General features: G+C 42.4%; 19 protein-coding genes. 9 read left to right on the top strand and 10 right to left on the bottom strand.

From position 1 onward, the window contains the following. Positions 1 to 79: 79 nt before the first annotated feature. The 6 genes from VB083_RS06515 to VB083_RS06490 all read right to left on the bottom strand — a co-directional run bounded on the left by VB083_RS06515 (position 80) and on the right by VB083_RS06490 (position 6,532). Positions 80 to 1,213, bottom strand: a complete 1,134-nt coding sequence (locus VB083_RS06515) for an isocitrate/isopropylmalate dehydrogenase family protein (protein ID WP_323401884.1) — start codon at positions 1,211 to 1,213, stop codon at positions 80 to 82. Between the two features lies 1 nt (position 1,214). After that, the gene (locus VB083_RS06510; protein WP_213691601.1) at positions 1,215 to 1,724 is read right to left on the bottom strand and encodes a 3-isopropylmalate dehydratase small subunit; all 510 of its coding nucleotides are present in this window, start codon (positions 1,722 to 1,724) and stop codon (positions 1,215 to 1,217) included. A 1-nt stretch (position 1,725) separates the two neighbouring features. Next, positions 1,726 to 3,015, bottom strand: coding sequence for a 3-isopropylmalate dehydratase large subunit (locus VB083_RS06505; RefSeq protein ID WP_213691600.1), 1,290 nt, complete (start codon positions 3,013 to 3,015; stop codon positions 1,726 to 1,728). Positions 3,016 to 3,060: 45 nt separating this feature from the next. After that, a complete protein-coding gene (locus VB083_RS06500; protein WP_307879613.1) occupies positions 3,061 to 4,230 on the bottom strand; it encodes a 2-isopropylmalate synthase in 1,170 nt (389 codons plus the stop codon). Between the two features lie 309 nt (positions 4,231 to 4,539). Next, complete coding sequence (locus VB083_RS06495; protein ID WP_213691599.1) at positions 4,540 to 5,733, bottom strand: class I SAM-dependent rRNA methyltransferase; 1,194 nt, start codon at positions 5,731 to 5,733, stop codon at positions 4,540 to 4,542. Positions 5,734 to 5,806: 73 nt separating this feature from the next. Further along, the gene (locus tag VB083_RS06490) at positions 5,807 to 6,532 is read right to left on the bottom strand and encodes a transglycosylase SLT domain-containing protein (protein WP_213695375.1); all 726 of its coding nucleotides are present in this window, start codon (positions 6,530 to 6,532) and stop codon (positions 5,807 to 5,809) included. A gap of 370 nt (positions 6,533 to 6,902) precedes the next feature. Here VB083_RS06490 and rsxC point away from each other — a divergent pair, with 370 nt between their 5' ends. Genes rsxC through VB083_RS06460 form a run of 6 tightly spaced genes read left to right on the top strand, consistent with a single transcriptional unit; the run spans position 6,903 to position 11,811 of the window. Further along, entirely contained in the window at positions 6,903 to 8,225 is a 1,323-nt protein-coding gene (gene rsxC, locus VB083_RS06485; RefSeq protein WP_323401883.1) for an electron transport complex subunit RsxC, read from the top strand. An 8-nt stretch (positions 8,226 to 8,233) separates the two neighbouring features. Further along, positions 8,234 to 9,169 (top strand): RnfABCDGE type electron transport complex subunit D, encoded by a 936-nt coding sequence (locus VB083_RS06480; protein ID WP_213691596.1) that lies wholly within the window; start codon positions 8,234 to 8,236, stop codon positions 9,167 to 9,169. Further along, a complete protein-coding gene (locus VB083_RS06475; protein WP_323401882.1) occupies positions 9,170 to 9,739 on the top strand; it encodes an RnfABCDGE type electron transport complex subunit G in 570 nt (189 codons plus the stop codon). It begins immediately after the preceding gene. Between the two features lie 5 nt (positions 9,740 to 9,744). Then, positions 9,745 to 10,371, top strand: coding sequence for an electron transport complex subunit RsxE (gene rsxE, locus VB083_RS06470; protein WP_374047588.1), 627 nt, complete (start codon positions 9,745 to 9,747; stop codon positions 10,369 to 10,371). Between the two features lie 24 nt (positions 10,372 to 10,395). Continuing rightward, the gene (rsxA, locus tag VB083_RS06465; protein ID WP_213691593.1) at positions 10,396 to 10,974 is read left to right on the top strand and encodes an electron transport complex subunit RsxA; all 579 of its coding nucleotides are present in this window, start codon (positions 10,396 to 10,398) and stop codon (positions 10,972 to 10,974) included. A 12-nt stretch (positions 10,975 to 10,986) separates the two neighbouring features. Then, on the top strand, positions 10,987 to 11,811 hold the full coding sequence (locus VB083_RS06460; protein WP_213691592.1) for an RnfABCDGE type electron transport complex subunit B: 825 nt from the start codon (positions 10,987 to 10,989) through the stop codon (positions 11,809 to 11,811). A gap of 37 nt (positions 11,812 to 11,848) precedes the next feature. Here the strand turns inward: VB083_RS06460 and VB083_RS06455 are convergent, their stop codons facing one another. Genes VB083_RS06455 through VB083_RS06445 form a run of 3 tightly spaced genes read right to left on the bottom strand, consistent with a single transcriptional unit; the run spans position 11,849 to position 13,781 of the window. After that, on the bottom strand, positions 11,849 to 12,358 hold the full coding sequence (locus VB083_RS06455; RefSeq protein ID WP_213701655.1) for a Gx transporter family protein: 510 nt from the start codon (positions 12,356 to 12,358) through the stop codon (positions 11,849 to 11,851). A gap of 15 nt (positions 12,359 to 12,373) precedes the next feature. Beyond that, positions 12,374 to 12,751: a NusG domain II-containing protein gene (locus VB083_RS06450; protein WP_213691590.1), complete on the bottom strand. Its 378-nt coding sequence runs from the start codon at positions 12,749 to 12,751 to the stop codon at positions 12,374 to 12,376. After that, a complete protein-coding gene (locus tag VB083_RS06445; RefSeq protein ID WP_323401881.1) occupies positions 12,735 to 13,781 on the bottom strand; it encodes an FAD:protein FMN transferase in 1,047 nt (348 codons plus the stop codon). Before VB083_RS06445 ends, VB083_RS06450 begins: the two co-directional genes overlap by 17 nt. A gap of 361 nt (positions 13,782 to 14,142) precedes the next feature. Here VB083_RS06445 and VB083_RS06440 point away from each other — a divergent pair, with 361 nt between their 5' ends. Continuing rightward, entirely contained in the window at positions 14,143 to 15,501 is a 1,359-nt protein-coding gene (locus VB083_RS06440) for an alanine/glycine:cation symporter family protein (RefSeq protein WP_213691588.1), read from the top strand. A 70-nt stretch (positions 15,502 to 15,571) separates the two neighbouring features. Here the strand turns inward: VB083_RS06440 and VB083_RS06435 are convergent, their stop codons facing one another. Then, entirely contained in the window at positions 15,572 to 18,400 is a 2,829-nt protein-coding gene (locus VB083_RS06435; RefSeq protein WP_213691587.1) for a UPF0182 family protein, read from the bottom strand. A gap of 92 nt (positions 18,401 to 18,492) precedes the next feature. Between VB083_RS06435 and tsaA the strand changes: the two genes are divergently transcribed. Both tsaA and VB083_RS06425 read left to right on the top strand, forming a co-directional pair. Next, positions 18,493 to 18,987, top strand: coding sequence for a tRNA (N6-threonylcarbamoyladenosine(37)-N6)-methyltransferase TrmO (gene tsaA, locus VB083_RS06430; RefSeq protein WP_213691586.1), 495 nt, complete (start codon positions 18,493 to 18,495; stop codon positions 18,985 to 18,987). Positions 18,988 to 19,192: 205 nt separating this feature from the next. Continuing rightward, positions 19,193 to 19,528, top strand: a complete 336-nt coding sequence (locus tag VB083_RS06425) for a PAS domain-containing protein (protein WP_323401880.1) — start codon at positions 19,193 to 19,195, stop codon at positions 19,526 to 19,528. Positions 19,529 to 19,662: the final 134 nt, after the last annotated feature.

Genomic DNA, 19,662 nt, shown 5'->3' with positions numbered 1-19,662 from the left:
AGTAGCATTAAAAACCAATAGTATCGCTCCCTTCAGATAGCCTACTATACGAAAGCCTAGCGTATCTGTCAAGAAATTTTTAGTCGATTTGTTTACATATAGCTTCTGTTACTGAAAAAGTTGTTCCATTCCCTCCAAATTCCATAGGGAGATTTCGCGAGTCTGCTTTTTCTAAGAAAGAGCAGACAGCTCTTTCAACAGAATGTGCAGCTTCTCTCTCTCCAAGATGTGCAAGCATAAGAGCACCAGAAAGAAGGGCCGCTATGGGGTTGGCTTTTCCCGTTCCGGCAATATCTGGGGCAGATCCATGAATAGGCTCGAACATGGAGAGGCTGTCTCCTATATCTGCACCTGCGGCTACGCCAAGGCCGCCTGACAACCCAGCCAGAAGGTCGCTGACTATATCTCCGAACATATTGGGAGCAACAATAACGTTAAAGGCAGAAGGGTTTCGAACAAGGTGATAACACATGGCGTCGACATTCATTATCGATACCTTCATATTGTGTATAGAAGCTTCATCTCTCGTCACTTCTTCCCAAAATCCGTACATTTGAGGAAGGGCATTTGATTTTAAAACAAGAGTTATGCTTGAGTCTCCTCTTCTTTCTGCTTCTTTGCACGCATAGGTTGTAACTCGACGAATGCCAGGTTCAGAGGCTATCCCCATCTGGAAAGCCCCTCGTGTTTTTGTATTGAAATTGCCCGAGATTTGACCTTTAAATGAGTAAAGATTTCGTTGCAATTCAAGTTTTTCTTTTATGTATCCTGTTTCTGTTATTCCTCCAATCCCGACATAAAAGTCTTCAGTATTTTCCCGAACGACTAAGGTGTTAAATTCTTTTCCTGCCTCTATTTGGATGGGAAGAGGAACTTTAGGATATCTTTTTGCCGGGCGAAGATTGACATATTGATCAAAATAGAAGCGAAGTGTAAGCAAAATACCCCGTTCGAGAATTCCCGGCTTTACCCGCGGGTCCCCCACAGCACCTAAGAAAAGAGCATCACATGAAGCCATTTCTTTCAATGCGGAATCCGGAAGTATCTCGTTGGTGCGAAGATAGTAATCAGCCCCAAAGGGATAGTCGATCCATTCAATGGCAAAATTTGATTTAGATGCTGCTGCTTCAAGAACTTTTGATGCTTCATAAATAACTTCAGGCCCTATTCCATCTCCAGGGATTCGCGCCAATGTATATTTTTTAGAGTTCATCTTATTCCCCCCTGACTGAAAGTTGTTTTTGTACATAAGGTATGAGACCACCTTGTTCTATAAGCTCTTGCAAAAATGGAGAAAAGGGAACAACAGAAAAGACCTTTCCCTGAGAAATATTTTCTATCGTTCCTTCTTCTGGTTTGATTATAAGTTCGTCACCGTTTTCGATAGCGGCAACAGCTTCCGGACATTCAAAAATGGGAAGCCCCACATTAATGGCATTTCTGAAAAATATTCGAGCGAAAGACGCAGTAATAACGCAACTACAACCAGCACCTTTTATTGCGAGTGGAGCATGCTCACGAGACGAGCCGCATCCAAAGTTTTCACCTGCCACAATAATGTCTCCACTTGCTACCTTTTTAGAAAATTCGGCATCGATATCTTCCATACAATGGGATCCGAGTTCTGTTTCATTACTTGAAGTGAGATATCGGGCCGGAATGATGACGTCGGTATCAATATTATCTGAAAATGTCCAGGCTTTTCCCTGAAGATTTTGTGCCATACTATTTCCCCTCCAGTGTTGTGAAAAATTCATGAGACGCTACGTTTCTCGGATCTGTAAGTTTTCCCGTAATGGCACTTGCAGCAGCCACTAACGGACTGGCCAGTATAAGCTCACTTTGGGAATGCCCCATTCGACCTACAAAGTTTCGATTGCTTGTAGAAACGCACCGTTCTCCCGCTGCCAGAATTCCCATATGGCCCCCAAGGCATGGTCCGCATGTAGGCGTACAGACAACGGCTCCCGCATTGGCGAAAATTTGAATGTATCCCTTTTCAAGAGCGCGATTATAAACTTCATATGATGCGGGGATGACAATGCATCGAAGATTCTCTGCTACCTTTTTCCCCTTCATGAGAAGAGCTGCCATCTCTATATCTCTGAACCTCCCATTTGTGCAAGATCCAATGAAAACCTGATGAATATCGAGAGGATGGCACGATGAAACCGAGGTTACATTATCAGGAGAGTGGGGAAGGGCAACGACTGGCTCCATGTGAGTTACATCAATAGTTTCTCTGCGAGTATAGGCGGCGTTTATATCGGGATATATGGGAATAAAGGTTCGCTTGGCCCGTTTCGAGGCGTATTCAAGTGTCATTTCATCAGGAACAAAGATGCCGACCTTTGCTCCTGCCTCAACAGCCATATTTGAGATGGTGAAACGATCGTCCATGGGAAGATTTTCAACGGCTTCCCCTCCGAATTCAAGTGCCATGTAACGGGCTCCCTGAACGCCTATTTGGCCTAAGAGAGAGAGAATCATATCTTTCCCGGTGATCCAGCCCGGTCTTTCCCCTACAAAGTCAACTCTTAATGTCTGAGGAACTTTCAACCATGTTTCGCCCAACGCCCATACGGCTGCAAGATCCGAACTTCCCATTCCGGTTGAAAGGGCTCCCAAAGCTCCACCGGTGCACGTATGACTATCCGCGCCAGTTACAATATCTCCAGGGAGAATATATCCTTGTTCAGGAAGAAATGCGTGTTCTATTCCTACTCGTCCTACTTCCCAGTAGAGCATATTCTGTGATTTTGCAAATTCTTTTCCCCTTTTGGTCTGTTCTGCTGATGCAATGTCGCGATTTGGTGTAAAGTGATCGGGTAACACGGCACATCTTTGAGGATCAAAGACGTGCCGTGCTCCCATTTTGCGAAAAGAGTTTACGGCAGGAGGCGTAGTAATATCATTAGCAAAAGCAAAGTCTACGCGAACCTTGCAGATCTCTCCTTCCCTGGCGGATTCCTTACTATGTGCTGCGATAATAGAGCTAACCAACGTTCTTGCCATAGAGACACACTCCTTTAATTTTTGGGGTAACCAGATATGAAGCGTCTACTGGGCCCTTGCCAAAAGATTGCTCGTAATCATTGCCTCCAGATCGTCTGACGTTACAATTTCTTTACGATCGCAGAGTTCTTTGAAAAGGGTCATTGTTTCGGTAAGGCGGTCTTCTGAAATAGAGAAACCCAGCTCTTCTATTTGTTTTCTGAAAGCATGCTTCCCAGAGTGTTTCCCCAAAACAAGTCGGCTTCCAGGGGCTCCTACATCCTCGGGGTTCATAATTTCATAGGTGGCTTTATTACAAAGAACGCCATGTTGATGAATTCCCGCTTCATGGGCAAAGGCGTTAGCGCCTACAATGGCTTTATTGGGAGGAACCGCAAACCCCGTCATTCGAGAGACAAGTGAACTCAACGTATAAAGACAAGTCGTATCGAGATTTGTTTCGTATTGAAAGCAGTCTTTTCTCGTTTTGAGGGCCATAACAACTTCTTCAAGAGACGTATTGCCAGCTCGTTCTCCAATACCGTTTATTGTGCATTCAACCTGTCTGGCACCGGCACGTATAGCTGAGAGAGAATTTGCTACTGCCAATCCAAGATCGTTGTGACAATGAACAGACCACGTTACATTGTTTAGCCCTGATGCCTTGATAACAGTTTTAATGAACCCTGCAAATTCATGGGGTACAGCGTATCCTACTGTATCTGGAATGTTTAAAGTGGTTGCTCCGCACCGAGCAGCGGTACGAAAGACTTCAGCTAAGAAGGATGGATCTGAACGACTTGCATCTTCTGCAGAAAATTCGACACTCTCCACGAGACTTCTTGCAAAGGTTACTCCTTTTTCTACTTCAGCAAGTACCTCCTGGGGAGTCATTTTGAGCTTGTACTCCATATGAATAGGACTTGTTGCAATAAACGTGTGAATCATCGGATGGGCTGCGCTTTTTAAAGCTTCATAAGCGGTACCGATATCGTGACGTTTTGTTCTGGCAAGGCCAGCTATCGTTGTTCCGGAAACGTTATCAGCGATACGTTTTACAGCTTCAAAATCTCCGTGAGAGGCTGCAGGAAATCCAGCTTCAATAATATCAACCTTCATTTTTGCAAGTTGAGTTGCTATCTGAAGTTTTTCTTCTTTATTGAGATTGATTCCAGCTGCCTGTTCTCCATCTCTGAGAGTAGTGTCGAAAATGCGAATCGTTTCATTGGTGTCCATTGTTCTCTCTCCCTTCTTTTTTCTGTAGAAGTAAAAAAGCATAAAAAAAGCCGGGACCCCTTTTTCAGAGGTCCCGGCCTGAGTTTGCCAGAAAACAGCTACAAGGCTGCTGGCGTTCCAGACAGGAACCAGCAACCGAGGAGGAGGAGAGACAAAGAAGAAATGGCAGTTAAGTTATTCATGTAACCTATTTTCACGGTAAAGTCTCCTCCTTTTTTAATTTCGTTCAAAATAAGAATGGGGTTATTTTATGAATAACTACCCCGTCTTGTCAATATACGAATTCAGAATTTCCAAATTCTTTCGAGTTTATTTACTTGTCTTTTGTATAAGAAGCCCCTTGAGATAGTTAGTTTCGGGAATTTCAAGAGCGATAGGATGATCTTCAGGTTGATGCCCTTCACGAACAATCCGAAAAGTACTTTTAGTGTCAAAAGCGGCATCACTAAGCACATCTATAAGCATTTGCCGACTAAAAGCATGACTACAGCAAAGATACAAAAGAATTCCTTCAGAACGGAGAAGCCGATAGGCCCGAAGGGCTAACTCTTTATAGCCTCGTCTGGCAGATTCTATCTGTGCTTTCCCTGGAGAAAAGGGCGGCGGATCCATAATAATTATGTCAAACGTCTTTTTTTCCGCTTCCAGCGCTCGCAGTTCATCGAAAGCGTTTCCATGATGGAAATGAACGTTTTCAGAAGAAAGTCCGTTTAAAGAGATATTTTCTTCGTAAACAGATAAAGCTTCTTGCGATTGCTCAATAGCTGTTATGGAGCGGGCTCCCCAGTGGAGAGCGTGTAGCCCAAAGTGCCCCTGAAAGGAAAAGCAATCAAGAACATCAGCACGAGGGCAAACTTCTTTAAAAAGGTTAGGCAGGTTTCGAACATCAAGATATATTCCTGTCTTTTGGCCAGCAAGGGGGTAGACGCGTTCTTGCATTTCATAAAAAGGAATATCAACGCTATCCCCTTCAGGTAAAGTTCCCCATAGAAGCCGATTTTCGCGTGGAATACCTTCTTGTTCCAGATAACGAACATCATTGCGAAGCACAATAGCGTTAAGGGGAAGAAGTTCAAGAAGCGTGCCGATGATCATCTCTCGATTTCTATACCATCCTGCAGATAGAAGTTGCATGCAGGCTACCGAACCGTATATATCTATAATTAAGCCCGGTAAACCATCAGATTCACTGTGAACAAGACGGAAAGCACTAGCTTGAGGAAGCCAGCGTTTTCTAGATGCGAGACTCGTGACCAAGCGTTCTCGAAGCAATGCGTGAAGTTCTGGTTTCTCTGTGTCAAAAGAAAGAACGCGAATACAAAGTGCTCCAGCCCCCCAGAACCCCCATCCTTCAATTTTCCCGCGGTTATTATAAAGAGAAATAAAATCGCCAGGTTCGGCTTGTGGAAAAGTTGCAAGATGACCTTTAAAAATCCATGGGTGCCTTTTGTGCAGACGGTCAAGGCCTTTGCGATTAAGAATAGCGCCTTTAATTTTACTCATACATATTCACCAACTTAAGCGGGGGTATCAGATGATAACCCCCGCTAAATCTTTACGTTTTTTACATTTTAAATTATAGACGATTTCCTGGGCGATACCGTTGAAGTTTCGATAAATTTCTAGAAACTCTTGCCCAATAAACAGAAGACGGGCCGCCATAATAACGTCCCAAAGCTTTTTCTGGTGATCCATAGGCTCTCAGATATCTTGAAATCAAAAGACAGCCAGCAGCGATCCCCTTTTCAGGCGTGTAGAGTTCCTCTTCACTGCGAATGCCATTGGCCCGCAATAAATTCTCATGAACTCTCCATGTGACTTGCATAACACCAGCAGCACCGTGGGAACTTCGCGCGTTGGGATTGAAATGACTTTCCGTATTTGCTACCGCTACTACAAGATCAAGAGGAGCTCCATATTTGATGGAATACCTCAAAAAGGCAGCGGCTTGTCGTGCTGCAATATCTCTCGAAATGGCCGGATTTTGTTTCTGAATGAAACGGGTAAGCATGCTCATTGTTTCTACAGAATCCTGAATGGTTTCTGAAAGGGTAAAAAGTGGATTTGTATACGTTAATGTAACATCTGAAAAACGATTCGTTACAAAACGACCTATCTGGTAAAACGAAGCGACAGCAGGCTCTGAACTCCAATCGTGAAGTTGAATTTTCTGAGACTGTATCGTTCCTCTCCTGTTTCGTGGAGAGGCATGAATATAGCGACTTCCTGCAGTAAAGGCTAATAGCCCGGCCATGGAGAGTAGTAAAACAGTGAGGATACTACGTCGAATACCTTTCCTCATACTGTTTCCCTCCTTTCAAAGTGCAGAAAAAATTAAAAGCCTTTCACAGACTAGCTATGAAAGGCAATAAGAAATTATATCGATAGGGAAGAGATGTGCAACTTTTGTAGCGCTTTATTAAGAAAAGAAAATAGATTATCGTAAAAATAAAGAGTTTTGTTTTGGGAGAATACTAAAATTAGTCTGAAAAAAACGGTCAAATGGTGTAAAATATATAGAGAAAAAAAGAACAAAGTCTAGAGGGGAAAACCAGACTTTAAAGAAAAAAAGTACAAATTATAAAAGTATAACGTATGTAGTATAATTTATACACTTTGTGCGAGCACGTAGCATTTTGCAGATGAAAGGGTATTAGGAGGCAGTACTTACAATGAAGCTTTTAACATTTAGAGGTGGGGTCCATCCTCCCGATAACAAACATTGGACATCGGATCAACCGGTAGAAATAGTATTACCAAAGGGAGACCTTGTCTACCCTATGGGGCAACATATAGGAGCTCCGTGTGTTCCTGCTGTGAAAAAAGGAGACAGAGTTCTCGTTGGGCAAAAAATAGGAGAGCCGCAGGGGCCCGTATCAGCAGCTATTTACGCCAGTGTTTCTGGAACTGTTAAAAACGTAACGGCTATGCCTACTCCTTCTGGAATTGATATGCTCTCAGTTATTGTTGAGAATGACGGTCTTTACGAAGAGATAGAGCCGTTGAACTGTCGGTCTTTTGAGAATTTAACGGCTTCGGAGTTGCGAGATATCATACGTGATGCTGGTATTGTCGGTATGGGAGGCGCTTGTTTCCCTGCCTGTATTAAGCTTACACCGCCTGCCGAATGTGTTATTGATCATGTTATTGTGAATGCAGCCGAGTGTGAACCATATCTCACTTCTGACTATCGTCTTATGCTTGAGGAAGCAGAGGCTATTGCAGAGGGAGCCAAGATCTTACTTCAGATTTTCCCGAAAGCTCATCTTCATATAGCAATAGAAGATAACAAACCACTGGCTATAGAGAAGATGAAAAAGGCTGTTCAGGGCATAGAAAATGTAACGGTGAATGTTCTGAAGACCAAATATCCCCAAGGTGGAGAGAAACAGCTCATATTTGCGGTTACAGGGCGAGAAGTTCCCTCTGGGAAACTTCCTGCTGATGCGGGGTGTGTGGTCAGCAATGCGTACACTGTCTACGAGATCCGTAATGCCGTTGTAACAGGGAGAACCTCTCTTTCTCGAATCGTAACGGTTTCAGGAGATGCAGTTGCTACACCTAAAAATATGAAAGTACGTTTAGGAACATCTTTCCGTGAACTTATAGAGGCTGCAGGTGGTTTTGTAACTCCGCCCGTTAAGGTCTTAGCCGGTGGCCCTATGATGGGCATGTCGGTAAATAGCCTTGATGTTCCAGTTATTAAGGGTACGTCTGGCATTATTGCTCTCTCTGATAAAGCTGTTCATCTGTATGATGAATATCCATGTATTCGTTGTGGACGATGTGTAGAAGCTTGTCCCATGGGGCTTCTTCCCTTTAAACTCAATGCTCTCTCTCTCAAGAATGATTACATGGGATTTAAGGGAAATGGCGGAATGAACTGTATAGAGTGTGGATCATGCTCTTTTATGTGCCCCTCTAAGAGGCATTTGGTGCAATCGTGCCGAGAGGCGAAACGATCCGTCATCGCAGCGATGAAGAGAAAGGGGTAACGTAAAGGATGTCTGAAAAGAAATTGATTGTATCATCATCTCCCCATCTCCGCTCGCACACAACTGTACAGACAGTTATGGGAGATGTGCTTATCGCTCTTGTGCCTGCTATGATAGCGGCCTTTTATTTTTTTGGTCTTCAGGCGGTAATGGTTGTTGCTGTATGCGTTCTTTCTTGTGTTCTTTCTGAGGCTCTTTGCCAAAAAGCTATGAACCGTACGTCGACGATAAAAGATCTTAGTGCAGTTGTTACCGGCTTGCTTTTAGCTTTTAACCTTCCTCCTACAGTGCCCCTTTGGCTTGCGGCTGTTGGGGGAGTCTTTGCCATAATAGTGGTGAAGCAGTTTTTTGGAGGAATTGGACAGAATATAGTGAACCCAGCTCTTGCTGCTCGGGCTGTTCTTTTGGCGTCATGGCCAGTTTCTATGACAACGTGGACCATTGATGGGGTTTCTACGGCTACGCCTCTTGCTCTTCTAAAAGAGGGGACGCTGTCATCTCTTCCCTCTTTGACCGATGTTTTTATCGGCCATGTTGGAGGATGCATAGGGGAAACATCGGCTTTGGCCCTGCTTTTGGGAGGCGCCTATCTTCTCTTCAGAAAGGTAATAAGCTGGCATATTCCCGTAGTCTATATTGCTACTGTATTTGTTCTTACAGCCATTTTGGGACGCGATGGTTTTATGTCTGCAAATCCATTGTACGAAATTTTTCTTGGCGGACTTATGTTGGGTGCCTTTTTTATGGCTACCGATTATACGACGTCACCTATGACTAAACAGGGACAAGTCATCTTTGCTTTAGGGTGTGGGGTTTTAACAACATTGATACGTTTATATGGAGGGTACGCGGAAGGCGTATCGTACTCCATTCTTATTATGAATCTTTTTGTTCCGCTTATTGATAGAGTAACAGTTCCGCGGATTTTCGGAGAGGTGAGATAGGTGAAGAAAATTTACAAGCTTGGAGCCACTCTCTTTCTCATAACGGCGGTAGCGGGACTTCTTCTTGGCTGGGTTCATGCTGTTACCGAGGAACCTATTGCCCGTCTTCTTGAAAAAGAGAAGATTGAAGCTATGAAAGCAACTCTTCCTGTAGCGCAGGAATTTAAATTGTTGAATGCGGATCTTACTTCCAGCGGCATTATTCGCGAAGTTAACGAAGGATATAACAATGGAAACATTGTTGGATACAATATCAAAGTTGCCCCTAAAGGATATGGCGGAGTTATTGAAATGATGGTGGGTATCTCAATAGATGGAACGTTACGGGGTATTCAGATTCTTTTTCATAGCGAAACTCCGGGTTTGGGTGCAGAAGCGGGGAAACCTGCCTTTTCAAATCAGTTTTCCGATCGCCATGTTGATGCTCTCTCTGTTGTAAAGGGAGAGAATTCAAATGAAAATGAAATACAGGCAATGACTGGTGCCACTATTACATCCAGGGCCGTAACAGATGGAGTCAATCAGGCCTTGCGCTTTTTCCACTCCAGTCTGAAAGGAGAAGGAGCATAGTGGGTATGATCATAGAGAGACTCAAAAATGGAATTATAAAAAACAACCCTACTTTTGTGCAAGTTATTGGTATGTGCCCTACTCTTGCCGTAACGACAAGTGCTGAAAACGGTCTGGGCATGGGGCTCGCTGCCACAGTAGTTCTGATGGGGTCGAATGTTGTTATTTCAGCATTGAAGCGACTTATTCCCGATGAAATCAGAATACCGGCGTTCATCATTATCATCGCCACTTTTGTGACTTTAATTCAATTTTTTATGCAGGCCTTTCTTCCTGCCCTCAACAAGGCGTTGGGAATATTTATTCCTTTGATCGTCGTTAATTGCATTATATTGGGTCGTGCAGAGGCCTATGCTTCTAAAAACAGCGTTCTACCTTCTCTTTTCGATGCAATTGGTATGGGCTTGGGTTTTACCCTTGCGTTGGTAGTTTTGGGGTCTATTAGAGAGCTCTTGGGTACAGGAACTGTTTTTGGCATGTCTCTTCTTCCTGCAACCTATAATCCAGCCCTCATCATGATATTGGCTCCTGGCGGCTTTTTGACTCTCGGTATGCTTATGGCTCTTATTAATTTCATTAACATGAAAAGAAAGAAAGAAAACGAGAGAATAAGCCGTTATGCCGATGCATAAAGTGTTTTAAAAAGGAGACTTGTGATGAGCTTTTTTGCCATATTTATTGATGCTCTTTTAGTGCATAATATCGTTCTCTCAAGGTTTTTGGGTATCTGTCCTTTCCTTGGAGTTTCGAGCAAAGTCGGCACAGCTGTAGGAATGGGACTTGCCGTAGTCTTTGTTATATTTCTTTCTTCTATTATGACATGGCTGGTATATAACTTGGTGCTTGTTCCACTTGACATAACATATCTTTCTACACTGGCCTTTATTTTGGTTATTGCAGCTTTAGTTCAGTTCGTAGAGATGGTGGTTCGAAAGAAGTGGGAATCTCTCTATTGGGCCCTTGGTATTTACCTTCCTCTCATTACGACAAACTGTGCTGTTTTAGGTGTTGCCGTTATCAATATGAATGAAAATTACACCCTGCTTCAGGCGATAGTTCACTCTCTTGGCGCTTCTTTGGGCTTTTTGCTTGCTATCGTTCTTATGGCGGGATTGCGAGAAAGGCTTCAGGAGAATACAAATATGCCAAAAGCGCTGCAGGGATTGCCCATCAGTCTTATTACAGCAGCCTTAATGTCGATAGCGTTTTTAGGCTTTAGTGGATTGATTTCGTAGGAGGGAATGGAAATGGTTGAATCACTTGTCTATCCTGCGTTAAGCCTCGGTGGTTTAGGTTTGTTCTTCGGCTTGCTTTTGGGGTTTGCAGCTAAAAAATTTGCCGTGAAAATTGACCCGCGAGTAGCGAAGATTCGAGAGGCTCTGCCAGGGGCTAACTGTGGTGGTTGCGGTTACGCCGGATGTGACGCATATGCATCAGCCGTTGTTTCCGGAGAAGCGAGTCCTGCAAAGTGTACTGCTGGAGGGGCTGAAGTTGCTCAGAAAATAGCTGCTATTCTTGGTGTTGAAGTAGGGCATTTTGTACGGAAGGTTGCCTTTGTAAAGTGTGCAGGATCTAAGGAAAAGGCGAAAGAAATCTCTCTTTACGAAGGAGTATTGGATTGTAGAAAAGCAACAATTGTTCCCGGTGGAGGAACAAAGGCGTGTAAGAATGGTTGTTTAGGTTTTGGAAGTTGTGTTGCTGCTTGTGCTTTTGATGCCATATACATGGAAAATGGAGTCGCTAAAGTCGATGAAAGACTTTGCACAGGATGTGGCGCGTGCGCATCGGTTTGTCCCAGAAATGTCATTACTTTGATTCCGGCTACCCAGGACATTCGCGTTATGTGTAATTCGACACAGAAAGGTGTTGGCGTTAAAAACGTCTGCGAGGCAGGGTGTATCGGTTGTGGACTTTGTGCCAAGATGTGCCCTTCTCAGGCCATTACAATGAAAGACAATTTGCCGGTAATAAATCCGGATCTATGCACAGGATGTCAGGTTTGTGCCATGAAGTGCCCGGTAGGAGCAATTAGTGTTCCTGTTAATGAGAAAGCGAAACAGATGGCAGGCTAAGCATTTTATCTATATAAAAAAATAAATCCCGGGGGTGTTAAAAAATTCCCGGGATTTTTTTTATTCGGTTTGTAAGGAGCAAAGCAATAAATCCCGTGCAGTAACCCGTAATTGTTCCTGAAACAAGAAGAACGGGCAAGTAAAGAAGAATATGCACATTTTGAATAATAAACATTATGACAATAATTTGCCCGATGTTATGGGTAACAGCACCTGCAATGCTGATATATGGTAATGTAAGAGATTCTCTAAAATGACGATCTAGCTCAATCATGAGCAAGCAACTCAGAAGACCTCCAGTAAAGCTACAAAGAAAAGAGATGGCATTCCCGCTGAAAAAGGCTCCCAACCCTATGCGGAGCAGCGTAACCATTAATGCTTCTTTCCATCCATACAGCTGCAAGGCAATAAGAGTAATTATATTGGCAAGCCCCAGCTTGACTCCCGGAAAAATCATGGGAATCTGTGCCTCTGCAACATGAATGGAAAGAGCGAGGCCAACAAGAAGCCCTATAACAATCATGGTTTTTAATTTCGCTTTTTGCATAAAAACCTCCTCGATTTATTGAGACACTGCATCAGGCCCATTGCTTTGGCCTGTTATAGTGATGCTTAATTTAAAAGGCAAGCAGACCGCTGTCTCCCCAGGTGTCGATATCCATCCCGTTTTGACACATTGTTGATGAGGACAGTTGGCTTCCTTAAATCGAATCTTTCCGGGCTCGATTTGTATAACGCTTCGTTGCGTTCCGTTTTCGACATCCCATTCTTCTGAAGAAGCGTTCTTAAGATCTATTTCGCGAAGAATATGCCCGTTACGCTCTATAACAGCATGTACATCCCTTTTCTCCATGTGGTTTTTATAGAGTAGGGACCCTAGAAAACTTAGAATTGTAAGAAGAAAGACAGTTCCTAAGATAATTTTATTGCCCTTTTTCATAAGTAAAATCCTTATTCGTAAGTGTAAAAATTTTCTCTATGCCAGGTGTCCCGTATACTTTTTTCTCTTTGGTCACCATAATGGCTTCAATGTCTTCAAAAGATTGAACTAACTTCAAACCCTTTTCCCTGCCTAATACAAAGAGGGCAGTAGAGAGAGCATCTCCATCTATAGATTTTTTAGAAATAACTGTAACGCTAAGCAAATCTGTTTCTGCCGGGTACCCCTTTCGCGGATCGAAAATGTGGTGATATCGCTTCCCATCCTTTTCAAAAAAACGCTCGTAATTTCCAGATGTTACCACTGAGAGGTCAGAAACATGTAAAATTCCCAAATATGATCCCCGAGGTTCCAAAGGATTTTGTACCCCTACATTCCATAGAGAACCATCAGGTTTTCTTCCCAAAACAAAAATATTTCCTCCTAAATCGATCAAAGCGCTTTTTATGCCTTCTTTTTTAAGAATAGCAACAACCTCGTCTGCTGCATACCCCTTGGCGATTCCTCCTAAATCAAGGTGTTGCCCGGAACGTGGAAGACGAATGCTCATATTTTTTTTATCTAGCTGAACCTCTTTATAGTTTATAAGGGAAACAGCGTGAGCAATCTCCTCTTCTGAAGGAAGACGCTCTTCCGGCGTTCCAATACCCCAAAGATCAACTAACCCACCAATAGTTGGATCGAAGGTGCCAGAACTTCTATAAGCATAATCAATGGCCTTTTCGACAACATAGAACGTATCTTCGTGAACAGATATAAATGGTGAGTCAGAGGAGATATTAACATTATAAATATCTGAATTAGTGTCGTGTGTCGACATATGACCTTCAATATCGTGAATGCGTGACAAGCTCTTTTCGAGAGCTTGATTTGCTTCTTTTCCCCATATTTGAAAGTGAAGAATGGTACCTAGAGCGTAGCTTGTTTGTTCTAAAGAACGTGGAGTATTGGCTGACCTCGTAAAAAAGATGGCAAGTAAAAACATTATGCCAAGAGTGATTGTCCAAAAAACTTTTTTCAAAATCTGCACCTCTATTGTCTCTGATTTCTTGTGCTCTTTATTGTACGTGGATCAGAAGAATATGGCTACCACATAACAAAAAACTTCTAAAAGCCCCTCTATCACCTTCCTAGCAAAACATAACTTTTTAAAATAAATGTTATCTCTTTCGAAAAATAATTAATTAAAAGGCATTATAGAGCTTACTTTTAGTAATTATTTATATTACAAATAATAATCATACTGATTTATATATAATTGTATGTAAATAAACATATTTTTATATTTAAACTTTTCCCTTTCTCGTTGACTTTGTTATTGTGATAGCATACACTAAGTCTAGAAAAGGTTTACATTCTTTATACAATATACGCATAGGGAGGTAGTTGCCGTGGAAGTAATTGATGTTGTAAGAGGTATCAATAATATTCTGTGGAGTTACGTTCTTATTTTCCTTCTTTGCGGAACTGGTATTTATTTTACTTTTCGCCTTAATTTTGTTCAGATACGCAAATTTGGAGCTGTTTGCAGAAATGCTTTTGGTGGTTTAACTCTTTTCGGAGAAAGAGCTGGAAAAGAGGGAATGTCCTCTTTTCAATCTTTGGCGACAGCTATTGCTGCACAAGTTGGAACGGGAAATCTTGCTGGAGCTGCCACCGCCATTGCTTCTGGAGGACCAGGGGCTATATTCTGGATGTGGATTAGTGCCTTCTTTGGCATGAGCACTATCTTCTCAGAGGCTGTTCTTGCTCAAACATATAAAGAGAAAGATGTTGACGGTCAGATTGTTGGAGGTCCTGCCTATTACATTAGCCGAGGTTTTGGAAGTAAGGGATTAGCTGTTTTCTTCGCTATTGCAATTATTATTGCTCTTGGTTTTATCGGAAATATGGTTCAGTCAAACTCTATAAGCGATGCTTTCCAGACGGCTTTTAACCTTCCTGCTCTCTATGTAGGAATTGCAATTGCAATTTTAGCGGGACTCATATTTTTTGGCGGAATCAGCCGTATTGCTTCTTTTACAGAGAAGGCTGTTCCTATTATGGCTCTTATGTATCTTATTGGCGGTGTTATTGTTCTTGTAATGAATGCCGATGCTATCCTTCCAGCCATAAAGATGATTTTTTATGGAGCTTTTAACCCGAAAGCTGCAACAGGGGGCATTATTGGTGTCGGTGTAAAAGAGGCAGTTCGTTACGGTGTTGCACGTGGGCTCTTCTCCAATGAAGCTGGTATGGGATCTACGCCTCATGCTCACGCTGTTGCTAAGGTAAATCACCCTGCACAACAGGGATTAGTTGCCATTATGGGCGTGTTTATCGATACATTTATCGTTCTTAACATTACTGCTTTTGTCATTCTTACTACAGGTGTTCTTGACGGGAAGACGACAGGTATAGCTTTAACTCAGGCTGGTTTTACTCAAGCTTTCGGAGGATTTGGAAATGCTTTTGTAGCTATTTGCTTACTTTTCTTTGCCTTCTCAACTATCATCGGTTGGTACTTCTTCGGAGAAGCGAATATCCGTTACTTGTTTGGAATCAAGGGATTAACTCCTTACCGAATTCTCGTCATGATTTTCATTGTTATCGGATCAACTATGAAAGTAGATCTTGTCTGGGAGCTTGCTGATACCTTTAACGGCTTAATGGTTATCCCCAACCTTATTGCTGTTCTTGGTCTAGCTAAAGTCGTATCTAAAGCTCTCGATGACTATGATAACGACGGAATGCTGAAGAGTAGTAAGTAGAGCCAATCAGTTCCCCTTTCCCACAAAAAACGGGGCGGTTTTTAAACCGCCCCGTTCCTCATTAATTGCGTTATTGAGTTACATTTCCTAAATGCTGAAGTATTGATTCTACGCGTTGCATCATCTCTCCGTACTGGTTCCAATTCCCTTCACGAAGAGCATCTTGTGCTTTGCTCCACGCGTCTTGTGCTTGTTGTACCAATTCTTTTATGTTCCCATCATAAGATGGAATAACGCTTTTTTCTTCTTTTTCCCCTTCAGGCGTTGTTGGTACTCGCAGCGAAGGCAGTGTTGTTGGTTTCCCCAGCAGCTTTTCCAGAGCATTGTCGAGTCGTTCATCCCAAACAACCCGACCTCCTGTGGATACGATAACTCTCTTTAACTCTGGAAGATCACTATTTTCAGCCTTTAAGTAAAGAGGCTGCACGTATAAAACAGCATCTTCTATGGGGATAACCATAATATTACCTTTGATTACGTCAGAACCCCTTTGACTCCAGAGTGAAAGCTGCGCGGAAATTTCAGGATGCTGGTTTGTCAGAGCTTCCACCTGAGCTGGACCGTAGATTAACTTTTGTTTGGGGAAGGTGTAGACAAGAACTTCTCCATAAGAATCGCCATCACACCGTCCTGCCATCCAGGCGATCATATTATCTCGCCCAATAGGCATAAAGGGCGTAATGAGTGCAAATTCTGCAGGATGAGTATCCTCAAGTTTCATTATCATGTAGTGGGCAGCTAATTGCTCTGTGCCTTCGCTTCCCCTATAGGTTTGCCATACGTCTTCCTTATTGTAGAAAGTATTAGGATCAAGCATATGGTAGGTTTTAAGAATCTCGCTTTGTACTGAAAAAATATCCTTCGGATAGCGGATATGCTCTCTTAAATTCGGAGACATTTCTTCCATAGGCTTGAAAAGAGACGGAAATATCTTATCCCATGTCTGAATAAGCGGATCTGCTTTATCTGCAATGAAGAACTGCACAGTTCCATCATAGGCATCTACCGTTGCTTTTACGCTGTTTCTAATGTAATTAATTCTGAAGTATCCCTTTCTGCTACCGGCAGAGACTGAAATAGGCTCGGAATAAGGATACCGATCAGAAATTGTATAGGCATCTTGAATCCACACAAGGCGTCCATTATGAATAACGAGATATGGATCTGAATCGTAGAGTAAGAACGGAGCGAGCCTGTGTAATCGTTGCTGAACATTTCGGTACAGAAGAATGCGACTTTCAGGGGTGAAAAATGTTGTAAATAAAATTTTCGAGTCGCCGTACTTCATTGCAAAAAGCATTCTTCTGAAGAAAGAACCGATTGAAACGCCACCAGTTCCTTCATATGTTGTTCGTGCGTTGGAATTACCCATGGGATAATCGAATTCCTTCTCCGTTGTGTTAACGAAAACGTAGGAATCTGGTTTTTCCCCATAGTAAATTTGCGGTCTCTCAAGTTCTACAGGAATATGAATTCGAGGAGGAAGGTTCTCAATCCACAGAATAGGAAGTCCGCTGGAGCTTACTTCATTAACGGGATTCATAACGAGCCCGTATCCATGAGTAAATTCTACGTGTTGGTTGACCCACGTTGGATTTTGTAGCCGTTTGAGGTCGAGTTCACGAGCAGCTATCATTACTTGGCGATACTGCCCATTAAAGCGATAGCGGTCTATGTCTACGTCGATGAAATCGTAGTATGAGCGGATTTCTTGCAACTGCTTAAAACTTCTGAGAAGGGGTCTGGAATCCCATAAACGAACATTCTGCATCGTTCCCTTGTTCATTTCTAACTTTTCCCACGTAACCTCAGATTCCGGAAGCATAGAGACAGTCTTAACTTTCTTCAAATCATAGGCTTGCAAGGTAGCTTCAATGTTATGTTCGATATACGGACGCTCTTTATCGAATTCATTGGGCTCTACAACATATTTTTGAATAATCCCGGGGTAAATTCCTCGTAAGATAACTGAAGCTAAAACTAAAAAACCAAGGGTTATAGCTGAAAATTTCCATGTGCTTTTATATATTCCCACAATAAGAAGCACAGAGACGAGAAGAGTGAGTCCCGTCATTAAATTAAGAGCAAGCAAATCGGCATGAATATCAGTGTAACTGGCTCCAAATGCAACTCCCCGGGGAGAGTAAAGAAGGTTAAAACGGTCGAGCCAAAATCCAACAGCCCATAGAAGCGCAATGGCTGCTACAAGCAAAGAGAGATGTTTAAAGACAGCCTTTGGAACAGCTCCGCGATGTTCGGCCACTAGAGGTGCAATGACAAAAGCATAGAGCGCTGCTGAACCTATGAGACTTAAAATAAGAATCCCCAATCCCCACTCTTGTGCAAAAGACCAGAAGGGCAAACGATATATATAAAAAGAGATATCTTTGCCGAAGATAGGGTCGATGTTTCCAAAGGGGGCGCTATTGAGAAATCGTAAAATCATATCCCAATGTTTTTGTGTTGACGCGCCATTTATCAGAGCAAAAGCTCCGGCGCCAATTAAGACAGCCGTTGAAGTCAGTTTTTGTGGAATATTTCCAAATGGTGAATCTGGTGGAAGAAGTTTCAGCGTATTATGCCGGGCGATGCGGAAGTTGAAGAAAAGCAACACGAAAGATAAAAGCGTTGCAACTCCAAATAAAATCCACTTTGGAATGAGCATAGTCCAAAAAACAGCTGTTTGGTTTTGGGCATCAAACCAAAGGTAATCAATATAAAAGTTAGCAAGAGAAGGAAACGCCAAAAAAACGAGAACAACACACGCTACAAGTATCCAGAGGAATTTCTTTCCTTTGGGAAAGACTGGAAATTTTATCTCGCGGCGAGATGTTGGTTCTTCATTTTCTCCATTGTTACCAAACCATTTTTCTTCTGGAAATTTATAGAATTTAGTCATGAATCTATTTTAACGGACTTTTTCACGCCGTCAAAAAAGTTTTTATGTAAAGAGTACGTTATAATATATTAAAAAGGTACTGGAGGGAGCGCATGATGGTGGGGGAGTTGAAACTCCAGAGTATCGGTACTATCCGGTCGCCATTTCGAGAAAGAAAGGGAATGCCCATTCAGCCTGTAGGGGCGAGGGGCATTCGTGGCACTGTCGAAGTCTTGCCTGAATTTGAAAAAGGTCTTCAAGATCTTGAAGGTTTCTCCCATATCTATCTTTTATATTGGTTTCATCTTTCAGAAGGTTTCGATTTAACCGTAAAGCCTTTTATGGATTCGGAATATCATGGCGTTTTTGCAACCCGCGCGCCGCGAAGGCCTAACCAAATTGGCCTGTCAGTTGTTCGGTTAGTGGCAATAAAAGGGAATAAGTTGACTGTTGAAGACATTGATATCCTTGATGGAACGCCTCTTTTAGATATTAAACCCTTTGTGCCTGAGTTTGATATTTTCGGCCGGCAATTCCGTGCTGGTTGGCTAGAAAAACAGGCAGTAAGTCCAGAAAATGTGAAGGCGGACGAACGTTTTAGCGGATAGAATAATGTAGTTTTTTATAAAAAAGAGTTACTAAAAGCAAGGGGGGTAGCGTTCAACGCTACCCCCCTTGCTTTTTACATACTAACTATATATCAAAAAGTTTAATTAACATCAAAATATTGACGAATTGAAAAAACATCCATATACTTATAAACATCCAGGAAGAAAAAAGCTATTGAAAATATTGCGGAAGGAATGAAATCTTATGCCTGAAGAAAAAGATATTCATCCAATCCTTCGTTCTTATATCCCTTTAGTAAAGGCTCTTGCAGAAACGCTAGGTCCTGATTATGAGGTAGTGTTGCAAAGTACTAAAGATCCAGAAAACTCGGTTGTAGCTATCGAGAATGGATATGTAACTGGACGAAAAGAGGGTGCTCCCTTAACGGATTTTGCTCTATATATTTTAAAAAAAGCCATTTCAAGAGATTTCAACTACGTTGCGAATTATTTAACGAAAACACAAAGTGGTGAAAAACTCCGCTCAACAACAATTTTTATCCGAGATGAAAATCAAGACATTATTGGATTCCTTTTGTAGATGGGCCAGAGTTTCGTTCCGTTTACTTAGGTAAAGTGAAAGAGATAATGAAAAAGGCGGGCACCTCTCCTTTATACTGGTGTTGCTCAAACAACCAAAATAAAGGATATAGGAGGTAAACCCGCCATGACATC

Origin of the sequence: Aminobacterium sp. (assembly GCF_034926885.1) — a bacterium.
In the GTDB taxonomy this organism is placed as follows: Bacteria; Synergistota; Synergistia; order Synergistales; family Aminobacteriaceae; genus Aminobacterium.
Note: the sequence above shows the minus strand (reverse complement) of the source record. Positions and strands in the feature narration are given on the sequence as shown.

What these genes read in the sequence shown, in the direction of transcription:
- VB083_RS06490 (WP_213695375.1), bottom strand. Translation starts at nt 6,532, where the DNA reads ATGAGGAAAGGTATTCGACGTAGTATCCTCACTGTTTTACTACTCTCC.
- VB083_RS06425 (WP_323401880.1), top strand. Translation starts at nt 19,193, where the DNA reads ATGCCTGAAGAAAAAGATATTCATCCAATCCTTCGTTCTTATATCCCT.
- VB083_RS06510 (WP_213691601.1), bottom strand. Translation starts at nt 1,724, where the DNA reads ATGGCACAAAATCTTCAGGGAAAAGCCTGGACATTTTCAGATAATATT.
- VB083_RS06515 (WP_323401884.1), bottom strand. Translation starts at nt 1,213, where the DNA reads ATGAACTCTAAAAAATATACATTGGCGCGAATCCCTGGAGATGGAATA.
- VB083_RS06450 (WP_213691590.1), bottom strand. Translation starts at nt 12,751, where the DNA reads ATGAAAAAGGGCAATAAAATTATCTTAGGAACTGTCTTTCTTCTTACA.
- VB083_RS06500 (WP_307879613.1), bottom strand. Translation starts at nt 4,230, where the DNA reads ATGGACACCAATGAAACGATTCGCATTTTCGACACTACTCTCAGAGAT.
- VB083_RS06505 (WP_213691600.1), bottom strand. Translation starts at nt 3,015, where the DNA reads ATGGCAAGAACGTTGGTTAGCTCTATTATCGCAGCACATAGTAAGGAA.
- VB083_RS06480 (WP_213691596.1), top strand. Translation starts at nt 8,234, where the DNA reads ATGTCTGAAAAGAAATTGATTGTATCATCATCTCCCCATCTCCGCTCG.
- rsxA (WP_213691593.1), top strand. Translation starts at nt 10,396, where the DNA reads ATGAGCTTTTTTGCCATATTTATTGATGCTCTTTTAGTGCATAATATC.
- VB083_RS06495 (WP_213691599.1), bottom strand. Translation starts at nt 5,733, where the DNA reads ATGAGTAAAATTAAAGGCGCTATTCTTAATCGCAAAGGCCTTGACCGT.
- VB083_RS06435 (WP_213691587.1), bottom strand. Translation starts at nt 18,400, where the DNA reads ATGACTAAATTCTATAAATTTCCAGAAGAAAAATGGTTTGGTAACAAT.
- VB083_RS06460 (WP_213691592.1), top strand. Translation starts at nt 10,987, where the DNA reads ATGGTTGAATCACTTGTCTATCCTGCGTTAAGCCTCGGTGGTTTAGGT.
- VB083_RS06455 (WP_213701655.1), bottom strand. Translation starts at nt 12,358, where the DNA reads ATGCAAAAAGCGAAATTAAAAACCATGATTGTTATAGGGCTTCTTGTT.
- tsaA (WP_213691586.1), top strand. Translation starts at nt 18,493, where the DNA reads ATGATGGTGGGGGAGTTGAAACTCCAGAGTATCGGTACTATCCGGTCG.
- rsxC (WP_323401883.1), top strand. Translation starts at nt 6,903, where the DNA reads ATGAAGCTTTTAACATTTAGAGGTGGGGTCCATCCTCCCGATAACAAA.
- rsxE (WP_374047588.1), top strand. Translation starts at nt 9,745, where the DNA reads ATGATCATAGAGAGACTCAAAAATGGAATTATAAAAAACAACCCTACT.